The organism is Pseudomonas sp. HLS-6, from assembly GCF_002753995.1.
Taxonomy (GTDB): Bacteria; Pseudomonadota; Gammaproteobacteria; order Pseudomonadales; family Pseudomonadaceae; genus Aquipseudomonas; species Aquipseudomonas defluvii.
In genome coordinates this window covers 149,082-170,597 of record NZ_CP024478.1, presented here as the reverse complement: position 1 = coordinate 170,597, position 21,516 = coordinate 149,082, and the positions used below count along the sequence as shown (strand labels likewise).

Genomic DNA, 21,516 nt, shown 5'->3' with positions numbered 1-21,516 from the left:
GCTCCTTAGTAAACCGGCTCGGCCGGGAAACCTTCGGCCTGCATCTTCTTCAATAGATCCTGCCAACGGGACAAACGCTTGGTATCGCCCACCTTCTTGTTACCCTTGGCCCCCGCCAGCCAGAGCCCCTCGCCGTTGAATGCATAGACCGGCAACAGGTCGGCACGCTGGCTGGCGGGCTTGATCGCATCGATCAGGCTATCCAGTACCAGCGGCATGGCGTCTGGGTTCGAATAATAGGTCAAAACCATATGCGCGCGGTTCTGGCGCAGCGCCTTGACGTAGGTAATACGCAGCTTTTCGCTGGGAACCCCAAGCCGGCGCAAGCTGAAATACTTGGCAATCGCATAGTCCTCGCAATCACCGGCACCCTTGATCAGCGACTGGATTGGGGTAGCCCAATAATCCACTTCACGCCAAAGGTCGATATCTTCCTCATAGCGCAGCTGACGGTTGAAGAACTGATTGACCACATTGAGGCGCTCGACCTCACTCAGTTGCTTCTGCGTAGCCAACAACTGTTGCCAGGCATCGATACGCCCTTGGCCTGCCCCCAGTGGGCCGTACAAGGCCTGAGCTCGTCGACTGATCTGGGAGAAATCCCAGTCCGCACGCAAGCCGCCCAGCAACATGCAGCCAAGCAGCAAGGCCAGACCAAACCGGCGCATGATCAGATGAAAAGCCCAACGTTTCGCCAATGCGAATAACCCGTGCAGACCTGAGGGAACCGGATGGTGCGACTTGCTCGATGAAAAAACAATGGCCGACTGAGATCACACTGCTATTACTGTGCAACTACCCAGAAAATACCGGCATTCTGTCCGCTTCCCTTGGGCAAAAACTTCATTCACGATAGTCGTTGAATCGGCAACAGCGCACTTGTTGCAGGGCCGCATAAAGTGTTGTCGCTGTGGTTCACAGCCGGTTTGACAAGTAAATTTTCAATCACTAGTGTAGATTGGATCCAAGATCCAAAAAAGCACACCGACATCAGGGTAGAGTCCGCGTGGCCGAAAAGTCCAAACTCTTGAGTGAAATACTCGGTGGCGAGCAGGTTCCGCCGCATCTCGCTCGCAGTGTGATCGAAGAACGGCTGCGCAGCGCCATCATCGAAGGGCGACTCGCACCCGGAGTGGCCTTGCGCCAACAGGAACTGGCAACGTTGTTCGGCGTCAGCCGCATGCCCGTTCGCGAGGCATTACGCCAATTGGAAGCACAGTCATTGTTGCAGGTGGTAGCCCATAAGGGGGCCGTGGTTGCACCGTTGATCGGTGAGGATGCGGTGGACACCTATGCGCTACGGGTCATTCTGGAAGCTGAGGCGTTACGCCAGTCGATCCCACTGCTTGATGCCGACGATATCGCGCAGGCACGTCACTACATCGAACTGTTGGAGACCGAAACCCGATATGCAGAGATCGGTCGTCTGAACCGCCTGTTTCACATGTCTCTCTACCACAAGGCACCCAACCAGAAACTGCTGCGCCTGATTGAAAACGAACTCAATGAAGAAGAACGCTTCCTGCGTTTCCATCTTTCGTCCATGGGGCTGGGCAAACTGACCCAGGACGATCACCGCGGGTTAGTGGAAGCGGCCAATGACAAAGCCGTTGAAGAGGCCGTCAGTATTCTGCAGAAGCACTTGAACAAAGCCGCCGTAACAATGAAAAACTACCTGAGCAAGCAACGAAACGATTGATCCCGCAGCGTGCGCCTTACAGAGACTGGCGCGGGGCTGCAGTACTGCTTCAGGGAAGTCTTGAGCGCAAGGAAATGCAGTGCACGCCCATACGCCACAACAGCTTACGCCCCTACCGTGCGCACAGCCCGGCTCAATTGTGCTGATCTGCTTCGCCAACAGCGCGAGTAGCCTGGTGCACTATCAGCGCTGGCAGAACGACCTGAACGATCACATTGAGCTGGCGCCAATAGATGTATCAGGCTACGGTGCGACCGCAGGCGGCTCTGGCACTGAGGACCTTTGCGAGCAATTGTTTGAGCGTTTGCAGGCCTATCTACGCCGACCTCATGCGCTGTTTGGTCATAATGACGGCGCGCACCTGGCCTTCGAGATCGCCAAGCGAATGCAACACGTCAGTCCGCGCTTGACCCGTCATCTGTTCGTTTCAATGTGCGATAGCCCAGCAACCTCGCCATGCCAGACCGCGCATAGCCTTCAAGTACCCGTCACTGCGCTTTATCCGCCAGGCAGTCTGAAACGCATACTGGGCTGGCGAGACTACATTTGCCGTGAGCTGGAACTTATCGAGTTGCCCAGCACGCAACTCGACGATCCGAAGCTGCAGCAGCGTCTGATGCAAATCATCAATACCCACTTGGGGCTGCTCAGCCTCTAATCCTGCTTCGCTGTCACCCATCAACGACATCCCCTCTTACACCTCCTTTTCCTCCAGGCCGGCAGCCAGACATGGCAGTGCCGCCATTTTGAGCACACTCTTAGCAGCAGACGGCCGCTGATCGCCAAGGGTGGACCTGGTCGTCTGTGCGTTATGGATCAACAGAAGGAGTTCGACCACGGGCAAGGACCGATACCGATCAGCCGCCCCTCATAGTTCATATGTAACTTCCCCACCACATCAGTGCGTCGAGCGAAACAATCGCTCAATAACTTTATTTCGATCCAACTGCATCGAAAGGATCGCACTCATCCAAATAAAACTTAACTTAAAAGTTTTATAGAAGACCTTATTTGCAAATAATAAGCGCGCCATTAATTAATTTAAAAAACACTTGCAGACAACTTTGAAGTTGCTTTAGTTTTTTCCCTGCCAACTGCATAAGCGTTGGCACTGTGGGCCCACAAGGGCCTGAATAAAGCCACGACGGGCTTATATACAGCGATCGCCATTATCGGACTTTTCGTTCGACGGCCTCGCTCGGCCTGAAGAAAACAATTCATGCCCCACTCACAACATTGTCCAATTAAGGAACCATCATGACCCCACTCAAATGTTTACTCAGTGAAAAGAAGGCCGTGCTTGCCGCGCACCCCATCTTCGCCGAAATAGACTCATTACCCGTGTTACAACGGTTCATGGAAACCCATGTCTTTGCCGTCTGGGACTTCATGTCACTCACCAAGCGGCTACAACAAGAACTGACCTGTGTACAACTACCCTGGTTACCACCCGCTGACCCCAAGGCGGCTCGCCTGATCAATGAAATCGTTTTAGGCGAGGAGTCCGATAACCGGCTGGTGCACGGTCATTACAGCCACTTTGAGCTGTATCTGGACGCCATGCGCGAAGTCGGCGCCAGCACGCTCGCTATCGAGCAGTTCGTGCGCCTGCAGCGCGAGGGCATGGGTTATGCCAGTGCCTTGGGCCGTGTCGCTGCCAGCGATGCCGCCAAGCAGTTCGTCTGCAACACCCTCGAAACCGCCATGAATGCCCCCGCCCATGCAGTCGCAGCAGCGTTCCTGCATGGCCGCGAAAGCGTGATTCCAGGTATGTTCCAGCGAATTCTGGATGATTGGGGAATTACTGCAGAACAGGCCCCGACCTTCCGTTACTACCTGCAACGGCATATCGAAGTGGACTCGGAAGACCACGGGCCAGCAGCCAAGCAGTTGCTCGCGCGGTTAGTAAACAACGACCCCCGACATGAGAGCGAGATGTATGAAGCTGCCATTGCTGCAGTGGAGAGTCGCATTGCCCTCTGGGACCGCCTGCGTGACGCGATGCACGCTGAAACTGCCGAGGCCAGCGTATGAATGCTATCGACTACCAGTCGTTCGCTACGGTCTGGGAAGACCGAGCAACGATACGCACCCGCCCACGGCGAATACTGGAGAACGACGACCGACTGATTTATCCGTTGAGCCGTCAGCCACTGGTGCTGGGTGCCACGTTCATGCGCGAGTGCTCGCAATGGCGCGACTTCGTGCTGGTGCAAAGTCTCTACAAGTTCATCAACGATGTAGTGATCTTCGAAACCGAGATCGTCGACCGCACAGCGCGCGCCATTGCCAAGAACCGCTTCGCGATCCGCTTTCCTTTTGCCTGCCGCTACGACGCCATGACGGTGGTCGTTGATGAGGACTACCACGCTCTGGTGGCAATGGATTTCATGCAACAGACCGTGGCGCTGACCGGCATTGAGCCGATCGATCTACCCAACGAAATTGAACTGAGCCGCGCTATTCCGGCGGCCCTGACCCTGGTGCCAGAACACCTGCGAGATGCGCTTGAACTGATTTGCGTGGCCATCGCCGAGAACACGCTGACCAATGATGTGGCGGCCTTTGCCCGCGACGACACGGTCAAGCCATCAATCAAGGGCCTGATGGCGGATCACCTGCTCGACGAAGGCCGTCATTCGACGTTCTGGGCGCGGCTGGTACGCCTCTACTGGCAGAGCGCACCGGAAGAGGACCGTAACTGTATCGCCCAGATACTGCCGGTGTTCATTCGCCAGTACCTCACCAACGAGATCCAAAAGGCCTTCGACTTCAACGTGATTAAACACCTTCAGGTGTCTGAAAGCGTGCGCACAGCGCTTAACGAGGAGGTGCTGAGCATGGTTTATCCGATCAATCAGCAACACCCACTACTGGGCAACATCCTGCGCTTTTTCCGCAGCAGCTCAATGCTCGACTCGCCGTGCGTGCAACACGCGCTGGCCGATTACCACGTCGAGACAAGGAGACCGTCATGAAACGCCTCGATATTTTACTGGTAGGCACCAGCCCGGCACTGGCTGCACTGCACGCTGAGCTGGAGCAACATGGTCACGTCCTTTACCTGGCGACAGATCTGTCTACACCAGAGCAGCCGTTACAGGTGGCTCCACAATTGGTCATCGAAGATGGCAGCTTGCCCCTTCCGTATGCTGCAGAAACAGGTGTTTCCGGTTGCACCTTCCTGAGCCTGCGGCTGGGTAGCAGCACTGACACACAGGACCTGCTACCGGGCCTGGAGCTGCGCTGCTGGACAGGCAGCCGCAAAGCCCAACGGCTGATTGCACACGAAGTGCTGCCGATGGAGCCTTCAGGCAATGGTCAGCAACTGCGTCTGCAAGCCATTGCCCGCCTTCAGTCACTGGTTGCGCTGCAGGTCGGGCGCCTCTCGCGCAACCCCGACTACTTGCTTGAAACGCCCACCATCAGTGGTGCTCAGTTCGCCCATGAACACGGCCTGATGTGGCTGGAACAACTGGCATTTGTTCATCTCTTCAATAGCACCCGGGATGAACAGTTACTCAAGCGCGCGGATGTGCCTGTCATCGAACGGCTGGAGCGCAGTTTTAAGGTCTTTGCCGATAACCCGGCGCTGAACCTCAATGGTCATCGTCTCAGTTATGCCCAGTTGCACGCTCAGGCATTGGCCATTCAACAGCAGTTGATCCCTCACCTGCCAGCGCACTGGGCGCAACCACCGGTGATCGCCATCTGCTTGCCCAAGTCACTGGCACTCTATGCCAGTTTGCTCGCCGTATTGGGCTGCGCGGCGGTGTACCTGCCGATGGACCCCAACCACCCTGCCGAGCGTCTTCAGTACATTCTCGACAATGCCGGCGCAACACTGCTGATTCACGATGCCAGCTTCAGTCCCAACCGGGCGGGCCTACCCACACTGGATCTGAGCCAATTACCCGCGGCACCGCAAACGCCCCTGTCCAGCCTGATACGCATACGCGCACAGAGCGAAGCACCCAGTGTGGCCATTTACACCTCAGGTACCACCGGCCACCCAAAAGGGGTTCTACTCAGCCAACGTAATCTGAGCCACTTCCAGCATTGGTATGCCGAGCATGTGCAACTCGAGACACACAGCCGAGTGCTGCAATTTTCGACCATCAACTTCGATGCATCGTTACTGGACATCCTGCCTACGTGGGCCTGTGGCGCCGAATTGGTCATCCCTGATGAAGACCAGCGGCGTGACCCACAACGCCTGCTTGAGCTGATACAGCGAGAAGCTGTCACTCATGCCTTTCTGCCACCGGCTTTACTGAGCATCCTGCCGCTGAAGCAGATGAGGGGCGTGAGCCACCTGATAACCGGTGGCGATGTCTGCGAACCAGAAGTGATCGAGCACCTGGCCGAACAGTGCTGTTTCCACAACATCTACGGGCCAACCGAAACCACCGTACTGGCAACTACGCGTGTATTCGCCTGCCGGGACAACAACCGCAACTTGGGTCGCCCCATCGCCAACTGTGAAATTTTCATCCTCGACGAACACCTGCAACCCGTGGCCGAGCAAACACCAGGTGAGTTGTACATCGCAGGACCGGGCGTGGGCTTAGGTTACTTGGGTAATCCGCAGTTAAACGCCGAACGCTTTCTGCTGCTGGACCTGCCCGACGGCAGACAACTGCGCGTCTATCGCACGGGCGATGTGGGCAAGTGGACGGAGCACGGTATCGAAATCTGCGGTCGCCGGGACAATCAGGTAAAGATCCGCGGCTTCCGCGTTGAACCGGAAGAGGTCGAGCATTGCCTGCGTGCCAGCAAGCTCTACCGTCAGGTTGCCGTCGTGGTCGATCAGCAACGCCGCTTGCTGGCTTTTGCCGCCCAGCCACGGCAGGCAGACGCCAAGGTGGCGTTGCGCAGATACGCCGAGCAGCAACTACCTGATTACATGTGTCCAGCGTTCTATCAGGAACTGCCAAACATGCCCTATACGGCCAACGGCAAAATAGACCGTCAGGCCCTGCGTGTGCGCCCTGTTCAACTGGGGCCGCAAAACACCCATGTGGCACCGCGAAACGATTGTGAACAGCGTGTACTCAGGATCTGGAGCGCGCTACTGGAGTTGCCCGCAGACCATATCTCCTGCACCGACAGTTTCTTCAACCTGGGTGGCCATTCGATTCTGTTGTCGCGCCTGCTATTGGAAGTTCGCGAAACGTTTGGTCGCAGTATCCCAATCAACCGTTTTATCGAAATGCCAACCTTGCAACGCATGGCAATGCTGCTAGGCGACGAAGATAACGAGACCAGCACGCTTGACCCTCAAGCACGGTCCGATGCTGAACGTGCGCTAGACCTTCAGGTGCAACCAATAGACTGCCTTGGCGATGTACACAAGGTCGTCGTCACCGGTGCCAACAGCTTCCTTGGTGTGCATATCGTCGAGGCCCTCCTGGACTGGGGCGCTAGCGAAGTGGCCTGCCTTGTGAGACGTAACGCAACCCACTCAGCGGAGGAACGTTTTACTCAGGCCGTGACCGAGAACCAGCTACAAGGCTTGGACCTGAACCGCGTGAGGGTTTTTGAAGCCGACCTGCGCCAACCGAAGCTTGGACTTAATGAGGCGGACTACGACTACCTTGACCGCCATTACGGGGCTTTGATCCACAACGGCGCGCACGTCAACCATGTGCTTGATTATCAGGCGCTGGCCGCAGACAACGTCGAACCCTTGTTTGCCTGCCTGCGCTTGTGCGAAGGGCAACGAAAAAAGATCTTCAACTTTGTCTCAACGCTCTCAGCGTGCAGTGCCATCGACGATGACGGGAAGGTGCTTGAGCAACCACCTGCACAAACGCCACCGATCTACATCCGCAACGGCTACAACCTGAGCAAGTGGGTCGGCGAGCGGATCCTGGAACGGGCACGGGCGCAGGGTGTCTGGGTCAATCTGTACCGGCCGGGCAACATCACCTTCGACAGCCGTAACGGTGTCTGCCAGCCACACAAGAATCGCTTGATGCTGATGCTCAAGGGGTCGTTGCAACTGGGCCAGGTGCCAGCACTGGAGCTCAACTTCGACCTGATGCCAGTGGACTTCCTCGCCCGCTTTATCGCCTTCCACACCAGCCGCTACCGACCCGAGCAGGCGGTGTTCAACCTGCACAATCCCGAGCCACTGAGCTGGCAAGCCTATGTCGCGTCGTTCCGTGACATTGGGCGGCCCTTTGAGCTGGTCGAGGTCGAGCAGTGGCAGCAGCAACTGCAGCGGGTCGACTGCGACAACGCGCTGTTCGAGGTGCTCGGCTTCTACCTGAACGGTTTTGAGGAAGACATCGGCGATACCTCACGCATCGACCATGACAACGCCCGCGAAGGGGTGTGGCGCATGGGCGAGCGCTACCCAGCAAAAAACCCGGCGCTGCTGCAACGCGGCTGCCGCTATCTCCAGGACATCCAGTTCATCTGAATCACCCAAGCCAAACAGGAGTACACAACCATGCAACTGCAACCTGACACCCTGATCCACAATCCCGATGGCTGCCGCGTTGTTTCTAGCGTCGAGATCCCCGCCGCCGCCACCAGCGTCTGGAACATCGTTGGTAACTTCGCCGGCTTCCCGGTGTTCATCCCTGCCCTGGCACATATCGATATGACCGGCAGTGGTGTGCGATCCGTACGCAAGAAGCTGTTCAAGGACGGTAATGTGGTCATCGAGCAACTCAACTCACACGACGACCAAGCAATGTGCATGACCTGGAGCCTGATCTACACCAGCCTGAACATTGGTAACCTCTGGGCAGCCATGCAGGTGGAGGCCCTGGGAGAGCAGCACAGTCGCGCGACCTGGACTATCCAGGCAGAGCCTCATGAAGGTGGTGCCGAAGCGCTACCAGCGTTCCAGGCCTTTCTACAGGGCTTTGCCGATAACGCCATGAGCAATGTCCGCAACCTGCTCACCTGAGCACCAGCCCCGGGCGGGGCGTGACCGTATGTCATGCCTCTACCGCAACCAATCTCTGTAGCTTGTCTGCAGCAAAGTACAGACCCAGAAAAGACAAAACCCCAGTCTGCCGCGCAGACTGGGGTTTTGGAATTTAATCTTGACGATGACCTACTCTCACATGGGGAAACCCCACACTACCATCGGCGATGCATCGTTTCACTGCTGAGTTCGGGATGGGATCAGGTGGTTCCAATGCTCTATGGTCGTCAAGAAATTCTGTTGCCAAAACGTCTTGTGCAGACGCTCCAGCGAAATTCTTGATACTTCTACCTAAAGACAAAACCCCTACCTGCGTGTGCAGATAGGGGTTTCGGAATTTAATCTTGACGATGACCTACTCTCACATGGGGAAACCCCACACTACCATCGGCGATGCATCGTTTCACTGCTGAGTTCGGGATGGGATCAGGTGGTTCCAATGCTCTATGGTCGTCAAGAAATTCTGTGTACCAGACCGTCTTTCGACGCTCCAGCAAATCGGGTATGTGATAGTTGTGAGTCGCAAACTTTCGGTTCGTTTCGTCTTCACAACACCGCAATCTGGTCATTTCGACGCAAATTGCTTGGGTGTTATATGGTCAAGCCTCACGGGCAATTAGTATTGGTTAGCTCAATGCCTCACAGCACTTACACACCCAACCTATCAACGTCGTAGTCTTCGACGGCCCTTCAGGGAGCTCAAGGCTCCAGTGAGATCTCATCTTGAGGCAAGTTTCCCGCTTAGATGCTTTCAGCGGTTATCTCTTCCGAACATAGCTACCCGGCAATGCCACTGGCGTGACAACCGGAACACCAGAGGTTCGTCCACTCCGGTCCTCTCGTACTAGGAGCAGCCCCTCTCAAATCTCAAACGTCCACGGCAGATAGGGACCGAACTGTCTCACGACGTTCTAAACCCAGCTCGCGTACCACTTTAAATGGCGAACAGCCATACCCTTGGGACCGGCTTCAGCCCCAGGATGTGATGAGCCGACATCGAGGTGCCAAACACCGCCGTCGATATGAACTCTTGGGCGGTATCAGCCTGTTATCCCCGGAGTACCTTTTATCCGTTGAGCGATGGCCCTTCCATACAGAACCACCGGATCACTAAGACCTACTTTCGTACCTGCTCGACGTGTCTGTCTCGCAGTCAAGCGCGCTTTTGCCTTTATACTCTACGACCGATTTCCGACCGGTCTGAGCGCACCTTCGTACTCCTCCGTTACTCTTTAGGAGGAGACCGCCCCAGTCAAACTACCCACCATACACTGTCCTCGATCCGGATGACGGACCTGAGTTAGAACCTCAAAGTTGCCAGGGTGGTATTTCAAGGATGGCTCCACGCGAACTGGCGTCCACGCTTCAAAGCCTCCCACCTATCCTACACAAGCAAATTCAAAGTCCAGTGCAAAGCTATAGTAAAGGTTCACGGGGTCTTTCCGTCTAGCCGCGGATACACTGCATCTTCACAGCGATTTCAATTTCACTGAGTCTCGGGTGGAGACAGCGCCGCCATCGTTACGCCATTCGTGCAGGTCGGAACTTACCCGACAAGGAATTTCGCTACCTTAGGACCGTTATAGTTACGGCCGCCGTTTACCGGGGCTTCGATCAAGAGCTTCGCGTTAGCTAACCCCATCAATTAACCTTCCGGCACCGGGCAGGCGTCACACCCTATACGTCCACTTTCGTGTTTGCAGAGTGCTGTGTTTTTAATAAACAGTCGCAGCGGCCTGGTATCTTCGACCGGCATGGGCTTACGGAGCAAGTCCTTCACCCTCACCGGCGCACCTTCTCCCGAAGTTACGGTGCCATTTTGCCTAGTTCCTTCACCCGAGTTCTCTCAAGCGCCTTGGTATTCTCTACCCAACCACCTGTGTCGGTTTGGGGTACGGTTCCTGGTTATCTGAAGCTTAGAAGCTTTTCTTGGAAGCATGGCATCAACCACTTCGCGCTCTAAAGAGCACTCGTCATCAGCTCTCGGCCTTAAGATCCCGGATTTACCTAAGATCTCAGCCTACCACCTTAAACTTGGACAACCAACGCCAAGCTGGCCTAGCCTTCTCCGTCCCTCCATCGCAATAACCAGAAGTACAGGAATATTAACCTGTTTTCCATCGACTACGCTTTTCAGCCTCGCCTTAGGGACCGACTAACCCTGCGTCGATTAACGTTGCGCAGGAAACCTTGGTCTTTCGGCGTGGGAGTTTTTCACTCCCATTGTCGTTACTCATGTCAGCATTCGCACTTCTGATACCTCCAGCAAGCTTCTCAACTCACCTTCACAGGCTTACAGAACGCTCCTCTACCGCGTCACCTAAGTGACACCCGTAGCTTCGGTGCATGGTTTGAGCCCCGTTACATCTTCCGCGCAGGCCGACTCGACTAGTGAGCTATTACGCTTTCTTTAAAGGGTGGCTGCTTCTAAGCCAACCTCCTAGCTGTCTAAGCCTTCCCACATCGTTTCCCACTTAACCATGACTTTGGGACCTTAGCTGACGGTCTGGGTTGTTTCCCTTTTCACGACGGACGTTAGCACCCGCCGTGTGTCTCCCATGCTCGGCACTTGTAGGTATTCGGAGTTTGCATCGGTTTGGTAAGTCGGGATGACCCCCTAGCCGAAACAGTGCTCTACCCCCTACAGTGATACATGAGGCGCTACCTAAATAGCTTTCGAGGAGAACCAGCTATCTCCGAGCTTGATTAGCCTTTCACTCCGATCCACAGGTCATCCGCTAACTTTTCAACGGTAGTCGGTTCGGTCCTCCAGTCAGTGTTACCTAACCTTCAACCTGCCCATGGATAGATCGCCCGGTTTCGGGTCTATACCCAGCGACTAAACGCCCTATTAAGACTCGCTTTCGCTACGCCTCCCCTATTCGGTTAAGCTCGCCACTGAATATAAGTCGCTGACCCATTATACAAAAGGTACGCAGTCACCTAACAAAGTAGGCTCCCACTGCTTGTACGCATACGGTTTCAGGATCTATTTCACTCCCCTCTCCGGGGTTCTTTTCGCCTTTCCCTCACGGTACTAGTTCACTATCGGTCAGTCAGTAGTATTTAGCCTTGGAGGATGGTCCCCCCATATTCAGACAAAGTTTCTCGTGCTCCGTCCTACTCGATTTCATTGATAAGAGATTTTCGCGTACAGGGCTATCACCCACTATGGCCGCACTTTCCAGAGCGTTCCGCTAATCTCAAATCAACTTAAGGGCTAGTCCCCGTTCGCTCGCCACTACTAAGGGAATCTCGGTTGATTTCTTTTCCTCAGGGTACTTAGATGTTTCAGTTCCCCTGGTTCGCCTCTTGCACCTATGTATTCAGTACAAGATACCTAGGTTATCCTAGGTGGGTTCCCCCATTCAGAGATCTCCGGATCAAAGTCTGTTTGCCGACTCCCCGAAGCTTATCGCAGGCTACCACGTCTTTCATCGCCTCTGACTGCCAAGGCATCCACCGTATGCGCTTCTTCACTTGACCATATAACCCCAAGCAATCTGGTTATACTGTGAAGACGACATTCGCCGAAAATTCGCAATACTCTTAAGACTTAAGAGACACTCACAAATTTTACCTTAGCCTGAATAAACACCAGTGAAAGTGCTATTCAGTCTATTTCTATCACATACCCAAATTTTTAAAGAACGATTCTGAAAAAGTTCAGAAATCAATATTCGACGCGAATATTCATTTCTAAGCTTTGACGTGGTAAGCAAGTGGAGATGGTGGAGCCAAGCGGGATCGAACCGCTGACCTCCTGCGTGCAAGGCAGGCGCTCTCCCAGCTGAGCTATGGCCCCGTATTGCTACAGGCTTTCACCACAAGTAATTGGTGGGTCTGGGCAGATTCGAACTGCCGACCTCACCCTTATCAGGGGTGCGCTCTAACCAACTGAGCTACAGACCCAATCGTCTTCTTCAATGAATCAAGCAATTCGTGTGGGAGCTTATGAAGCAGCTGATGTCGTCGATTAAGGAGGTGATCCAGCCGCAGGTTCCCCTACGGCTACCTTGTTACGACTTCACCCCAGTCATGAATCACACCGTGGTAACCGTCCTCCCGAAGGTTAGACTAGCTACTTCTGGTGCAACCCACTCCCATGGTGTGACGGGCGGTGTGTACAAGGCCCGGGAACGTATTCACCGCGACATTCTGATTCGCGATTACTAGCGATTCCGACTTCACGCAGTCGAGTTGCAGACTGCGATCCGGACTACGATCGGTTTTGTGAGATTAGCTCCACCTCGCGGCTTGGCAACCCTCTGTACCGACCATTGTAGCACGTGTGTAGCCCAGGCCGTAAGGGCCATGATGACTTGACGTCATCCCCACCTTCCTCCGGTTTGTCACCGGCAGTCTCCTTAGAGTGCCCACCATTACGTGCTGGTAACTAAGGACAAGGGTTGCGCTCGTTACGGGACTTAACCCAACATCTCACGACACGAGCTGACGACAGCCATGCAGCACCTGTCTCAATGTTCCCGAAGGCACCAATCCATCTCTGGAAAGTTCATTGGATGTCAAGGCCTGGTAAGGTTCTTCGCGTTGCTTCGAATTAAACCACATGCTCCACCGCTTGTGCGGGCCCCCGTCAATTCATTTGAGTTTTAACCTTGCGGCCGTACTCCCCAGGCGGTCAACTTAATGCGTTAGCTGCGCCACTAAAATCTCAAGGATTCCAACGGCTAGTTGACATCGTTTACGGCGTGGACTACCAGGGTATCTAATCCTGTTTGCTCCCCACGCTTTCGCACCTCAGTGTCAGTATGAGCCCAGGTGGTCGCCTTCGCCACTGGTGTTCCTTCCTATATCTACGCATTTCACCGCTACACAGGAAATTCCACCACCCTCTGCCCTACTCTAGCTCGCCAGTTTTGGATGCAGTTCCCAGGTTGAGCCCGGGGATTTCACATCCAACTTAACGAACCACCTACGCGCGCTTTACGCCCAGTAATTCCGATTAACGCTTGCACCCTCTGTATTACCGCGGCTGCTGGCACAGAGTTAGCCGGTGCTTATTCTGTCGGTAACGTCAAAACAGCAAGGTATTAGCTTACTGCCCTTCCTCCCAACTTAAAGTGCTTTACAATCCGAAGACCTTCTTCACACACGCGGCATGGCTGGATCAGGCTTTCGCCCATTGTCCAATATTCCCCACTGCTGCCTCCCGTAGGAGTCTGGACCGTGTCTCAGTTCCAGTGTGACTGATCATCCTCTCAGACCAGTTACGGATCGTCGCCTTGGTGAGCCATTACCTCACCAACTAGCTAATCCGACCTAGGCTCATCTGATAGCGCAAGGCCCGAAGGTCCCCTGCTTTCTCCCGTAGGACGTATGCGGTATTAGCGTTCCTTTCGAAACGTTGTCCCCCACTATCAGGCAGATTCCTAGGTATTACTCACCCGTCCGCCGCTGAATCGAGGAGCAAGCTCCCGTCATCCGCTCGACTTGCATGTGTTAGGCCTGCCGCCAGCGTTCAATCTGAGCCATGATCAAACTCTTCAGTTCAATACTGCTTGGGTTTTGAGAAAACCCTAAACTTGGCTCAGCAATCTCAAATGACTATTTCGATTTCTCGTGTAGTCACTTGTGATGCTGATAATCTTTTTGACTATCAGTCTGATTTCACAAGCACCCACACGAATTGCTTGATTCAATTGTTAAAGAGCGGTTGGTTAAGAGCTTTTCGTCTCAACCGAGGCGCGCATTCTACGCTTTCCTCTGTCTCTGTCAAGCGTTTATTTTGAAGTTTTTCAGAATTTTCCGTTCAACTTCAACCACTTGACTCGCTTCGATCTCTCGTTAGCGGGAGGCGAATTCTACAGCGTTTCAACTCGCTGTCAACCACCTTTTTCACCGCTGCCGATCTATTCGACCGAGGCACTTCCAGCACCATCACTAAACATCTAACTCATTGATTAACAAGGAGTTTTCCGTTTCGACTGCGCCGGAAGAGGTGCGCATTATAGAGAGATGAAACGGGGCGTCAAGGGTTAATTCCAACCTTTCTCAAAACAACCCAAAACGCCCCTCTATATAGAAGGGCGCAAACACTACAACACGCCAGCAGTGCGCAAGCGCTGGATCTCATCCGCTGTCAACGCCAATACCTCAGAGAGAATCTGATCAGTATGCTCACCCAGCAATGGCGGCGCATTGCGATACTCGACTGGCGTCTCCGACAGCCGAATAGGGCTCGCCACTTGCGGCACACGCCCAGCCAAGGGGTGGGCCAATTCAATGGCAAGGCCACGGGCCTTCACCTGAGGGTCCTCGAACATCTTTGCCAGGTCATTGATTGGCCCACAAGGAACACTGGCCTGCTCCAGCAAGCTGATCCATTCGGCTGTGGTCTTGAATACCGTTACTTGACGAATCAAAGGAATCAACTCGGCGCGATTCGCCACTCTTTGCTTGTTAGTCGCAAATCGTGGGTCATCCGCCCACTGAGGCTGCCCAGCCACTTCAGCGAACTTGCGAAACTGACCATCATTACCAACCGTAAGGATGAAGTCGCCATCCGCCGTGGGGAAGTCCTGATAAGGCACGATATTCGGATGCGCATTACCCAGCCGACGGGGCGCCACCCCAGTAGTCAGGTAATTCATTGCCTGATTGGCCAGGCAGGCGACCTGTACGTCGAGCAACGCCATATCAATGCGCTGCCCACCGCCACCGTGCTCACGGTGGGCGAGGGCGGCTAGTATCGCAACAGTCGAGTAAAGCCCGGTAAGGATGTCGGTGAGGGCGACCCCAACCTTCATCGGACCAGCCCCTTCGTCACCTTCAGGGCGGCCGGTCAGACTCATGAGCCCACCCAACCCCTGAATCATGAAGTCGTAACCCGCACGCTTGGCGTAAGGGCCGGTTTGACCGAAGCCAGTAATAGAACAGTAGACAAGGTTAGGATTGATCGCCTTCAGGCTTTCATAGTCGAGGCCATAAGACGCCAGCCCGCCCACCTTGAAGTTCTCGATGAGAATGTCCGATTTGGCTGCCAGTTCACGCACCAAGCGCTGACCTTCAGCCTGAGTGAAGTCTATGGTCAGCGAGCGCTTGTTGCGGTTGGCAGACAGGTAATAGGCTGCCTCACTGGTATTCTCACCCCGTGCATCCTTGAGGTAGGGCGGCCCCCAGGCGCGGGTGTCATCACCCACACCAGGGCGCTCCACCTTGATCACCTCGGCACCCAGGTCCGCAAGGATTTGCCCAGACCACGGCCCAGCCAATACTCGCGACAGATCCAGCACCCGCAGATGAGATAGCGCGCCCATGGTCTGGCTCCCTATTAGTAGAACGCCTGAATGCCGGTTTGCGCACGCCCAAGGATCAATGCATGCACGTCATGGGTCCCTTCATAGGTGTTGACCACTTCAAGGTTGACCAGATGCCGCGCAACACCGAACTCGTCGGAGATGCCATTGCCGCCCAGCATGTCGCGCGCCATACGGGCGATGTCCAAGGCCTTGCCGCAGGAGTTACGCTTCATGATCGAGGTAATCTCAACCGCAGCAGTACCTTCATCCTTCATCCGCCCCAGACGCAGGCAACCTTGCAAGGCGAGGGTGATCTCGGTCTGCATGTCGGCCAGTTTTTTCTGGATCAGCTGGTTTGCAGCCAGCGGACGACCGAACTGCTGACGGTCGAGGGTATATTGCCGCGCGGTGTGCCAGCAGGCTTCAGCGGCCCCCAGCGCACCCCAAGAGATCCCATAACGCGCAGAGTTCAAGCAGGTGAAGGGGCCCTTCAGGCCACGCACGTCGGGGAAGATGTTCTCTTCGGGAACGAACACATTGTCCATCACGATCTCGCCAGTGATCGACGCGCGCAGACCCACCTTACCGTGAATGGCCGGCGCACTCAGGCCTTTCCAGCCTTTTTCCAGGACGAAGCCTCGGATATCACCGGCATCATCCTTGGCCCAAACCACAAACACATCAGCGATAGGGCTGTTGGTGATCCACATCTTGCTGCCAGTCAGGCTGTAGCCACCCTCGACCTTGCGGGCACGGGTGATCATCGAGCCTGGGTCAGAGCCATAGTTGGGCTCAGTCAGGCCAAAACAACCAATCCATTCACCACTGGCCAGCTTGGGCAGGTACTTCTGCTTCTGGGCTTCAGTACCAAACTCGTTGATCGGCACCATCACCAGTGACGACTGCACACTCATCATCGAACGATAGCCGGAGTCGATTCGCTCCACTTCACGGGCGATCAAGCCGTAGCACACGTAGTTGAGGCCACTACCACCGTACTGCTCAGGAATGGTCGCACCGAGCAGGCCGATTTCTCCCATCTCACGGAAGATCGCAGGATCCGTCTGTTCGTGACGAAAGGCTTCCAGTACACGCGGTGCCAACTTGTCCTGAGCAAACTGGAAAGCACTGTCACGCACCATGCGCTCTTCTTCAGTGAGCTGCTGATCGAGCAACAGGGGGTCGATCCAGTTGAAGCTTGCTTTGCCAGCCATGGGCGAATCCTCAAGAAATGGGTTCAGGTTTTTTGTCCTTTGATCCTAGGCCGGAAAGCCCAGAGGGACAAACGAGGATTGCGCATAAACTTGTGATAATTTTTCACTCCGTAATGGAAAAAAGCCCATTCCTGCGTTCTATTAGTGAGATCAACGTATATGAGGCGCAAGATACCCAGCACCACGGCCCTGGTTTGCTTTGAAGCAGCCGCGCGCCACGAGAGCTTTACAAAGGCGGCCCAAGAGCTGTCCCTGACGCAGGGTGCCGTCTGTCGACAGATAGCGGGGCTGGAAGACTTCCTCAATGTCGAACTGTTTCGCCGTTCACGCCGCGGGGTAAAACTGACCGAAGCAGGGCTTTCCTATAGCCGTCGGGTAGCGACACAGTTGGATGCCGTAGAGCGCGACACGTTGTCGGTCATGGGCCAACAGGGGGCCAATGTCATTGAACTGGCCGTGGTGCCAACCTTTGGCACCCAGTGGTTGCTGCCTCGCCTGAAGGAGTTCCAGCACCGCCATCCAGAAGTCACCGTCAACTTGACCAACCGCACGCGGCCTTTTCTGTTCGCCGATACGCATTTCGACGCGGCGATCTATTTCGGCGATGCCGACTGGCCAGGTACACAGTTCCACCGCCTGATGGGCGAGAACCCGGTCCCGGTATGCAGCCCGGCACTGCTCGGCGCCCAGCAACAGCTCACGGCGAAGACCATCGCCAGCCTGCCTCTGCTGCAGCAAACCACCCGACCATATGCTTGGCGACAGTGGTTTGACAGCCTGAACATGAATGTTGCTCGCGACATGACGGGGCCACGCTATGAGCTATTCTCGATGCTTGCCCAGGCTGCGATACATGAAATGGGCATAGCACTGATACCTCCATTTCTGATTCAGCGCGAGCTGGCAGAAGGGCGCCTGGTTATCGCCAACCCCCATGCACTGTCGAGCATCAAGGCCTATTACCTGATGATTCCCGAGCGCAAAGTGGAGTCTGCGTCACTGCGCGCCTTCCGCGACTGGCTGGTAGAACAAGCCCGCAACTACATCGCCAGCCACAGCGAGAGTGTTCGAAATTAACTACGTAGTGCAATATTCTGAACACCTACAAATATACGTAAATGTCGCAATTAGTTAAAACCTGCCAACACCCTCATCAACACCCCCTAACCCTGCTGTTTACGTGGCTTTGACGCTATAAATAGGGTGCATTTTCTCTCGTACAGTGATTTCAACGGAAAATTTTCAAATTTTGCCGTAATCTCCCTGAAGCCCACGGCTGACGGGCTGAAGGCCGATTGTTGCGACATACGGTCACAGGGTGACTTGTAGTTTGTTTATCGTCACCCTTCAAAATCTGTTGAAGCGATTCAGGATCGCCAGCAAAATGCCCAGCCCCGCCTGAATTCACGCGGGATCGTGCTGATCGGCCGCCCCAGACGCACCATCCGTAGTGCACTGGTTTACTAACAAAAGATCACGCAGGAGAAATTGACGTGCACATTGGTGTTCCTCTCGAAACGCAGACGGGCGAGACACGCGTCGCTGCAACCCCGGAAACCATCAAAAAACTGATTGGCCAGGGTCACCAGGTCACCGTTCAAAGCGGCGCTGGGGTTAACGCCAGCGTACCGGACAGTGCCTACGAAGCAGCAGGCGCCACTATTGGCAGCGCTTCCGATGCGTTTGGCGCACAACTGATTCTGAAAGTTGTGGCGCCCAACGATAGTGAACTGGGTCAGATCAAGAGCGGCTCCGTGCTGTTGGGTATGCTCAATCCCTTCAACAACGATGTCATCGCCAAGATGGCCGAGTGCGGCATTACAGCCTTTGCCCTGGAGGCGGCCCCGCGCACTTCCCGCGCGCAAAGCCTGGATGTGTTGTCGTCACAGGCCAACATCGCCGGTTACAAGGCTGTCCTGCTGGCAGCGCACTATTACCCTCGCTTCATGCCGATGCTGATGACCGCTGCCGGTACGGTAAAAGCCGCACGCGTGCTGATTCTCGGCGCAGGTGTGGCCGGGCTGCAGGCAATCGCCACAGCCAAACGCCTGGGTGCGGTGATTGAGGCTTCGGATGTACGGCCTGCCGTTAAAGAGCAGATCGAATCGCTCGGCGCCAAGTTCATTGATGTGCCGTATGAAACCGACGAGGAGCGCGAATGCGCCGAAGGCGTTGGCGGCTATGCCCGACCAATGCCGGCGAGCTGGATGCAACGCCAGGCCCTGGCCGTGCATGAGCGCGCCAAACAGGCCGATATCGTCATCACCACCGCACTGATCCCCGGCCGTAAGGCACCCACGCTGCTCAGCGCCGAAACCGTTGCGCAGATGAAGCCGGGATCGGTGGTCATCGACTTGGCGGCGGCTCAAGGCGGTAACTGCCCGCTTACGGTTGCCGATCAAGTGGTTATTGAAAACGGTGTGACTATCGTCGGGCCAACCAACCTGCCAGCAATGGTCGGCGCCGATGCCTCGGCGCTCTATGCACGCAACCTGCTGGACTTCATGAAACTGCTGTTCGACAAGGATGGCCAGTTCACGATCAACCTCGAAGACGACATTGTCGCCGCGTGCCTGATGTGCCGCGACGGTCAGGTCATCCGCAAGAACGGATAAGGAGCACGACAATGGAAGACATGCTGATTTCCCATGGCGTCTACAACCTGATCATCTTCGTGCTGGCCATCTATGTCGGTTACCACGTGGTCTGGAACGTCACCCCGGCGCTGCATACCCCATTGATGGCGGTTACCAACGCCATTTCCGCCATCGTCATCGTTGGCGCAATGCTCGCCGCAGCCCTGACGGTAACCCCGCTGGGCAAGATCATGGGTACCCTCGCGGTCGCCCTGGCAGCGGTCAACGTGTTCGGCGGTTTCCTGGTCACCCGGCGCATGCTGGAGATGTTCAAGAAGAAAGCAGCGAAGGCAGAGGGGCAGAAGTAAACATGAGCATGAACCTGGTAACACTTCTCTACCTTGTCGCCTCGGTATGTTTCATCCAGGCCCTCAAAGGCCTGTCGCACCCGACCACGTCGCGCCGCGGTAATCTGTTCGGCATGCTCGGCATGGCGCTGGCCGTGGTCACCACCATTGGCCTCATCTACAAGTTGGGCGCGGAACTGGCGACTGCCGGTATTGGCTACGTGATCGTAGGCCTGCTGATTGGCGGTACTGCGGGTTCGATCATGGCCAAACGAGTAGAAATGACCAAGATGCCCGAGCTGGTCGCGTTCATGCACAGCATGATCGGCCTGGCTGCGGTATTCATTGCCATTGCGGCAGTGGTTGAACCGCAATCGCTGGGCATCGTCAGCAGCATCAGCGAGCCGATCCCTACCGGTAACCGCCTGGAGCTGTTCCTTGGTGCAGCCATCGGTGCAATTACGTTTTCCGGTTCGGTCATCGCCTTCGGCAAGCTCTCCGGCAAGTACAAGTTCCGCCTGTTCCAGGGCGCACCTGTGCAGTTCAGCGGTCAACACAAGCTGAACCTGATACTGGGCCTGACCACCATTGGCCTGGGCCTGGTCTTCACCTTCACCGGCAACTACAGCGCATTCGCCCTGATGTTGATCCTGGCGTTCGTGATGGGCGTGCTGATCATCATCCCGATCGGCGGTGCCGACATGCCGGTAGTGGTGTCGATGCTCAACAGCTACTCGGGCTGGGCGGCAGCGGGCATCGGCTTCTCGCTGAACAACTCAATGCTGATCATCGCAGGTTCGCTGGTAGGGTCTTCGGGTGCGATCCTCTCGTACATCATGTGCAAAGCGATGAACCGCTCGTTCTTCAACGTAATCCTCGGCGGCTTCGGCGGGGCAACGGATGCTGCTGGTCCGGCTGGAGCGAAGGAGGCCCGCCCAGTGAAGTCCGGTTCGGCAGACGACGCTACCTTCCTGCTGAGCAACGCCGACACGGTCATCATTGTGCCTGGCTACGGCCTGGCTGTTGCGCGTGCCCAGCATGCCCTCAAGGAACTGACCGAGAAGCTGACCCACAATGGCGTTACCGTTAAGTACGCGATCCACCCGGTAGCCGGTCGGATGCCTGGACACATGAACGTACTGCTGGCCGAAGCCGAAGTGCCTTACGACCAGGTCTTTGAGATGGAGGATATCAACTCCGAATTCGGCCAGGCCGACGTGGTGCTGGTGCTGGGTGCCAACGACGTGGTCAACCCGGCGGCGAAGAACGATCCAAAGTCACCCATTGCTGGCATGCCGATCCTCGAAGCCTTCAAGGCCAAGACCATCATCGTCAACAAGCGCTCCATGGCCAGTGGTTATGCAGGCCTGGACAATGAACTGTTCTACCTCGACAAGACCATGATGGTCTTCGGCGACGCCAAGAAAGTCATTGAAGACATGGTCAAAGCCGTCGACTGACCCCGAGGCAAAACC

General features: G+C 55.5%; 13 protein-coding genes, 2 tRNA genes and 4 rRNA genes. 10 read left to right on the top strand and 9 right to left on the bottom strand.

Annotated elements, in window-relative coordinates; translation table 11 throughout:
• Positions 1-5 precede the first annotated feature (5 nt).
• Complete coding sequence (lapG, locus tag CS390_RS00800) at positions 6-668, bottom strand: cysteine protease LapG (RefSeq protein WP_065761604.1); 663 nt, start codon at positions 666-668, stop codon at positions 6-8.
• Positions 669-1,006: 338 nt separating this feature from the next.
• On the opposite strand from lapG, the gene CS390_RS00795 reads away from it, so the two are divergent.
• The 6 genes from CS390_RS00795 to CS390_RS00770 all read left to right on the top strand — a co-directional run bounded on the left by CS390_RS00795 (position 1,007) and on the right by CS390_RS00770 (position 8,621).
• On the top strand, positions 1,007-1,699 hold the full coding sequence (locus tag CS390_RS00795; RefSeq protein WP_065761599.1) for a GntR family transcriptional regulator: 693 nt from the start codon (positions 1,007-1,009) through the stop codon (positions 1,697-1,699).
• Between the two features lie 79 nt (positions 1,700-1,778).
• On the top strand, positions 1,779-2,357 hold the full coding sequence (locus CS390_RS00790; RefSeq protein ID WP_099773255.1) for a thioesterase domain-containing protein: 579 nt from the start codon (positions 1,779-1,781) through the stop codon (positions 2,355-2,357).
• Between the two features lie 599 nt (positions 2,358-2,956).
• The gene (locus tag CS390_RS00785; RefSeq protein ID WP_099773254.1) at positions 2,957-3,733 is read left to right on the top strand and encodes a DUF3050 domain-containing protein; all 777 of its coding nucleotides are present in this window, start codon (positions 2,957-2,959) and stop codon (positions 3,731-3,733) included.
• Positions 3,730-4,677 (top strand): diiron oxygenase, encoded by a 948-nt coding sequence (locus CS390_RS00780; RefSeq protein ID WP_065761596.1) that lies wholly within the window; start codon positions 3,730-3,732, stop codon positions 4,675-4,677. Before CS390_RS00785 ends, CS390_RS00780 begins: the two co-directional genes overlap by 4 nt.
• The gene (locus CS390_RS00775) at positions 4,674-8,126 is read left to right on the top strand and encodes an amino acid adenylation domain-containing protein (RefSeq protein WP_099773253.1); all 3,453 of its coding nucleotides are present in this window, start codon (positions 4,674-4,676) and stop codon (positions 8,124-8,126) included. The genes CS390_RS00780 and CS390_RS00775 overlap by 4 nt, the downstream gene beginning before the upstream one ends.
• Positions 8,127-8,156: 30 nt before the next feature.
• Positions 8,157-8,621 carry an SRPBCC family protein gene (locus CS390_RS00770; protein WP_065762018.1) on the top strand — a complete coding sequence of 155 codons (465 nt, stop codon included), beginning with the start codon at positions 8,157-8,159 and terminating at the stop codon, positions 8,619-8,621.
• A gap of 137 nt (positions 8,622-8,758) precedes the next feature.
• Here the strand turns inward: CS390_RS00770 and rrf (CS390_RS00765) are convergent.
• The 8 genes from rrf (CS390_RS00765) to CS390_RS00725 all read right to left on the bottom strand — a co-directional run bounded on the left by rrf (CS390_RS00765) (position 8,759) and on the right by CS390_RS00725 (position 17,118).
• A 5S ribosomal RNA gene (rrf, locus tag CS390_RS00765) occupies positions 8,759-8,874 on the bottom strand.
• Positions 8,875-8,984: 110 nt separating this feature from the next.
• Positions 8,985-9,100: ribosomal RNA gene (rrf, locus tag CS390_RS00760) — 5S ribosomal RNA — on the bottom strand.
• A 137-nt stretch (positions 9,101-9,237) separates the two neighbouring features.
• Positions 9,238-12,128 (bottom strand): 23S ribosomal RNA (locus CS390_RS00755).
• A 243-nt stretch (positions 12,129-12,371) separates the two neighbouring features.
• Positions 12,372-12,447 (bottom strand) — tRNA-Ala (locus tag CS390_RS00750).
• Positions 12,448-12,477: 30 nt separating this feature from the next.
• A tRNA-Ile gene (locus CS390_RS00745) sits at positions 12,478-12,554 on the bottom strand.
• A 65-nt stretch (positions 12,555-12,619) separates the two neighbouring features.
• Positions 12,620-14,156, bottom strand: a 16S ribosomal RNA gene (locus CS390_RS00740).
• The 16S, 23S and 5S rRNA genes sit together here with 2 tRNA genes alongside, the layout of an rRNA operon.
• A gap of 545 nt (positions 14,157-14,701) precedes the next feature.
• On the bottom strand, positions 14,702-15,922 hold the full coding sequence (locus CS390_RS00730; RefSeq protein WP_065761867.1) for a CaiB/BaiF CoA-transferase family protein: 1,221 nt from the start codon (positions 15,920-15,922) through the stop codon (positions 14,702-14,704).
• Between the two features lie 14 nt (positions 15,923-15,936).
• Positions 15,937-17,118 carry an acyl-CoA dehydrogenase gene (locus tag CS390_RS00725; RefSeq protein WP_065761868.1) on the bottom strand — a complete coding sequence of 394 codons (1,182 nt, stop codon included), beginning with the start codon at positions 17,116-17,118 and terminating at the stop codon, positions 15,937-15,939.
• A 159-nt stretch (positions 17,119-17,277) separates the two neighbouring features.
• Here CS390_RS00725 and CS390_RS00720 point away from each other — a divergent pair, with 159 nt between their 5' ends.
• The 4 genes from CS390_RS00720 (at position 17,278) to CS390_RS00705 (ending at position 21,501) form a co-directional block, all read left to right on the top strand.
• Positions 17,278-18,195, top strand: a complete 918-nt coding sequence (locus tag CS390_RS00720) for a LysR family transcriptional regulator (RefSeq protein WP_065761869.1) — start codon at positions 17,278-17,280, stop codon at positions 18,193-18,195.
• 416 nt (positions 18,196-18,611) lie between these two features.
• A complete protein-coding gene (locus tag CS390_RS00715; RefSeq protein ID WP_065761870.1) occupies positions 18,612-19,733 on the top strand; it encodes a Re/Si-specific NAD(P)(+) transhydrogenase subunit alpha in 1,122 nt (373 codons plus the stop codon).
• An 11-nt stretch (positions 19,734-19,744) separates the two neighbouring features.
• Entirely contained in the window at positions 19,745-20,062 is a 318-nt protein-coding gene (locus CS390_RS00710) for an NAD(P) transhydrogenase subunit alpha (protein WP_042127705.1), read from the top strand.
• A gap of 2 nt (positions 20,063-20,064) precedes the next feature.
• Positions 20,065-21,501: an NAD(P)(+) transhydrogenase (Re/Si-specific) subunit beta gene (locus tag CS390_RS00705; protein ID WP_099773252.1), complete on the top strand. Its 1,437-nt coding sequence runs from the start codon at positions 20,065-20,067 to the stop codon at positions 21,499-21,501.
• The last annotated feature ends 15 nt before the right edge of the window (positions 21,502-21,516 follow it).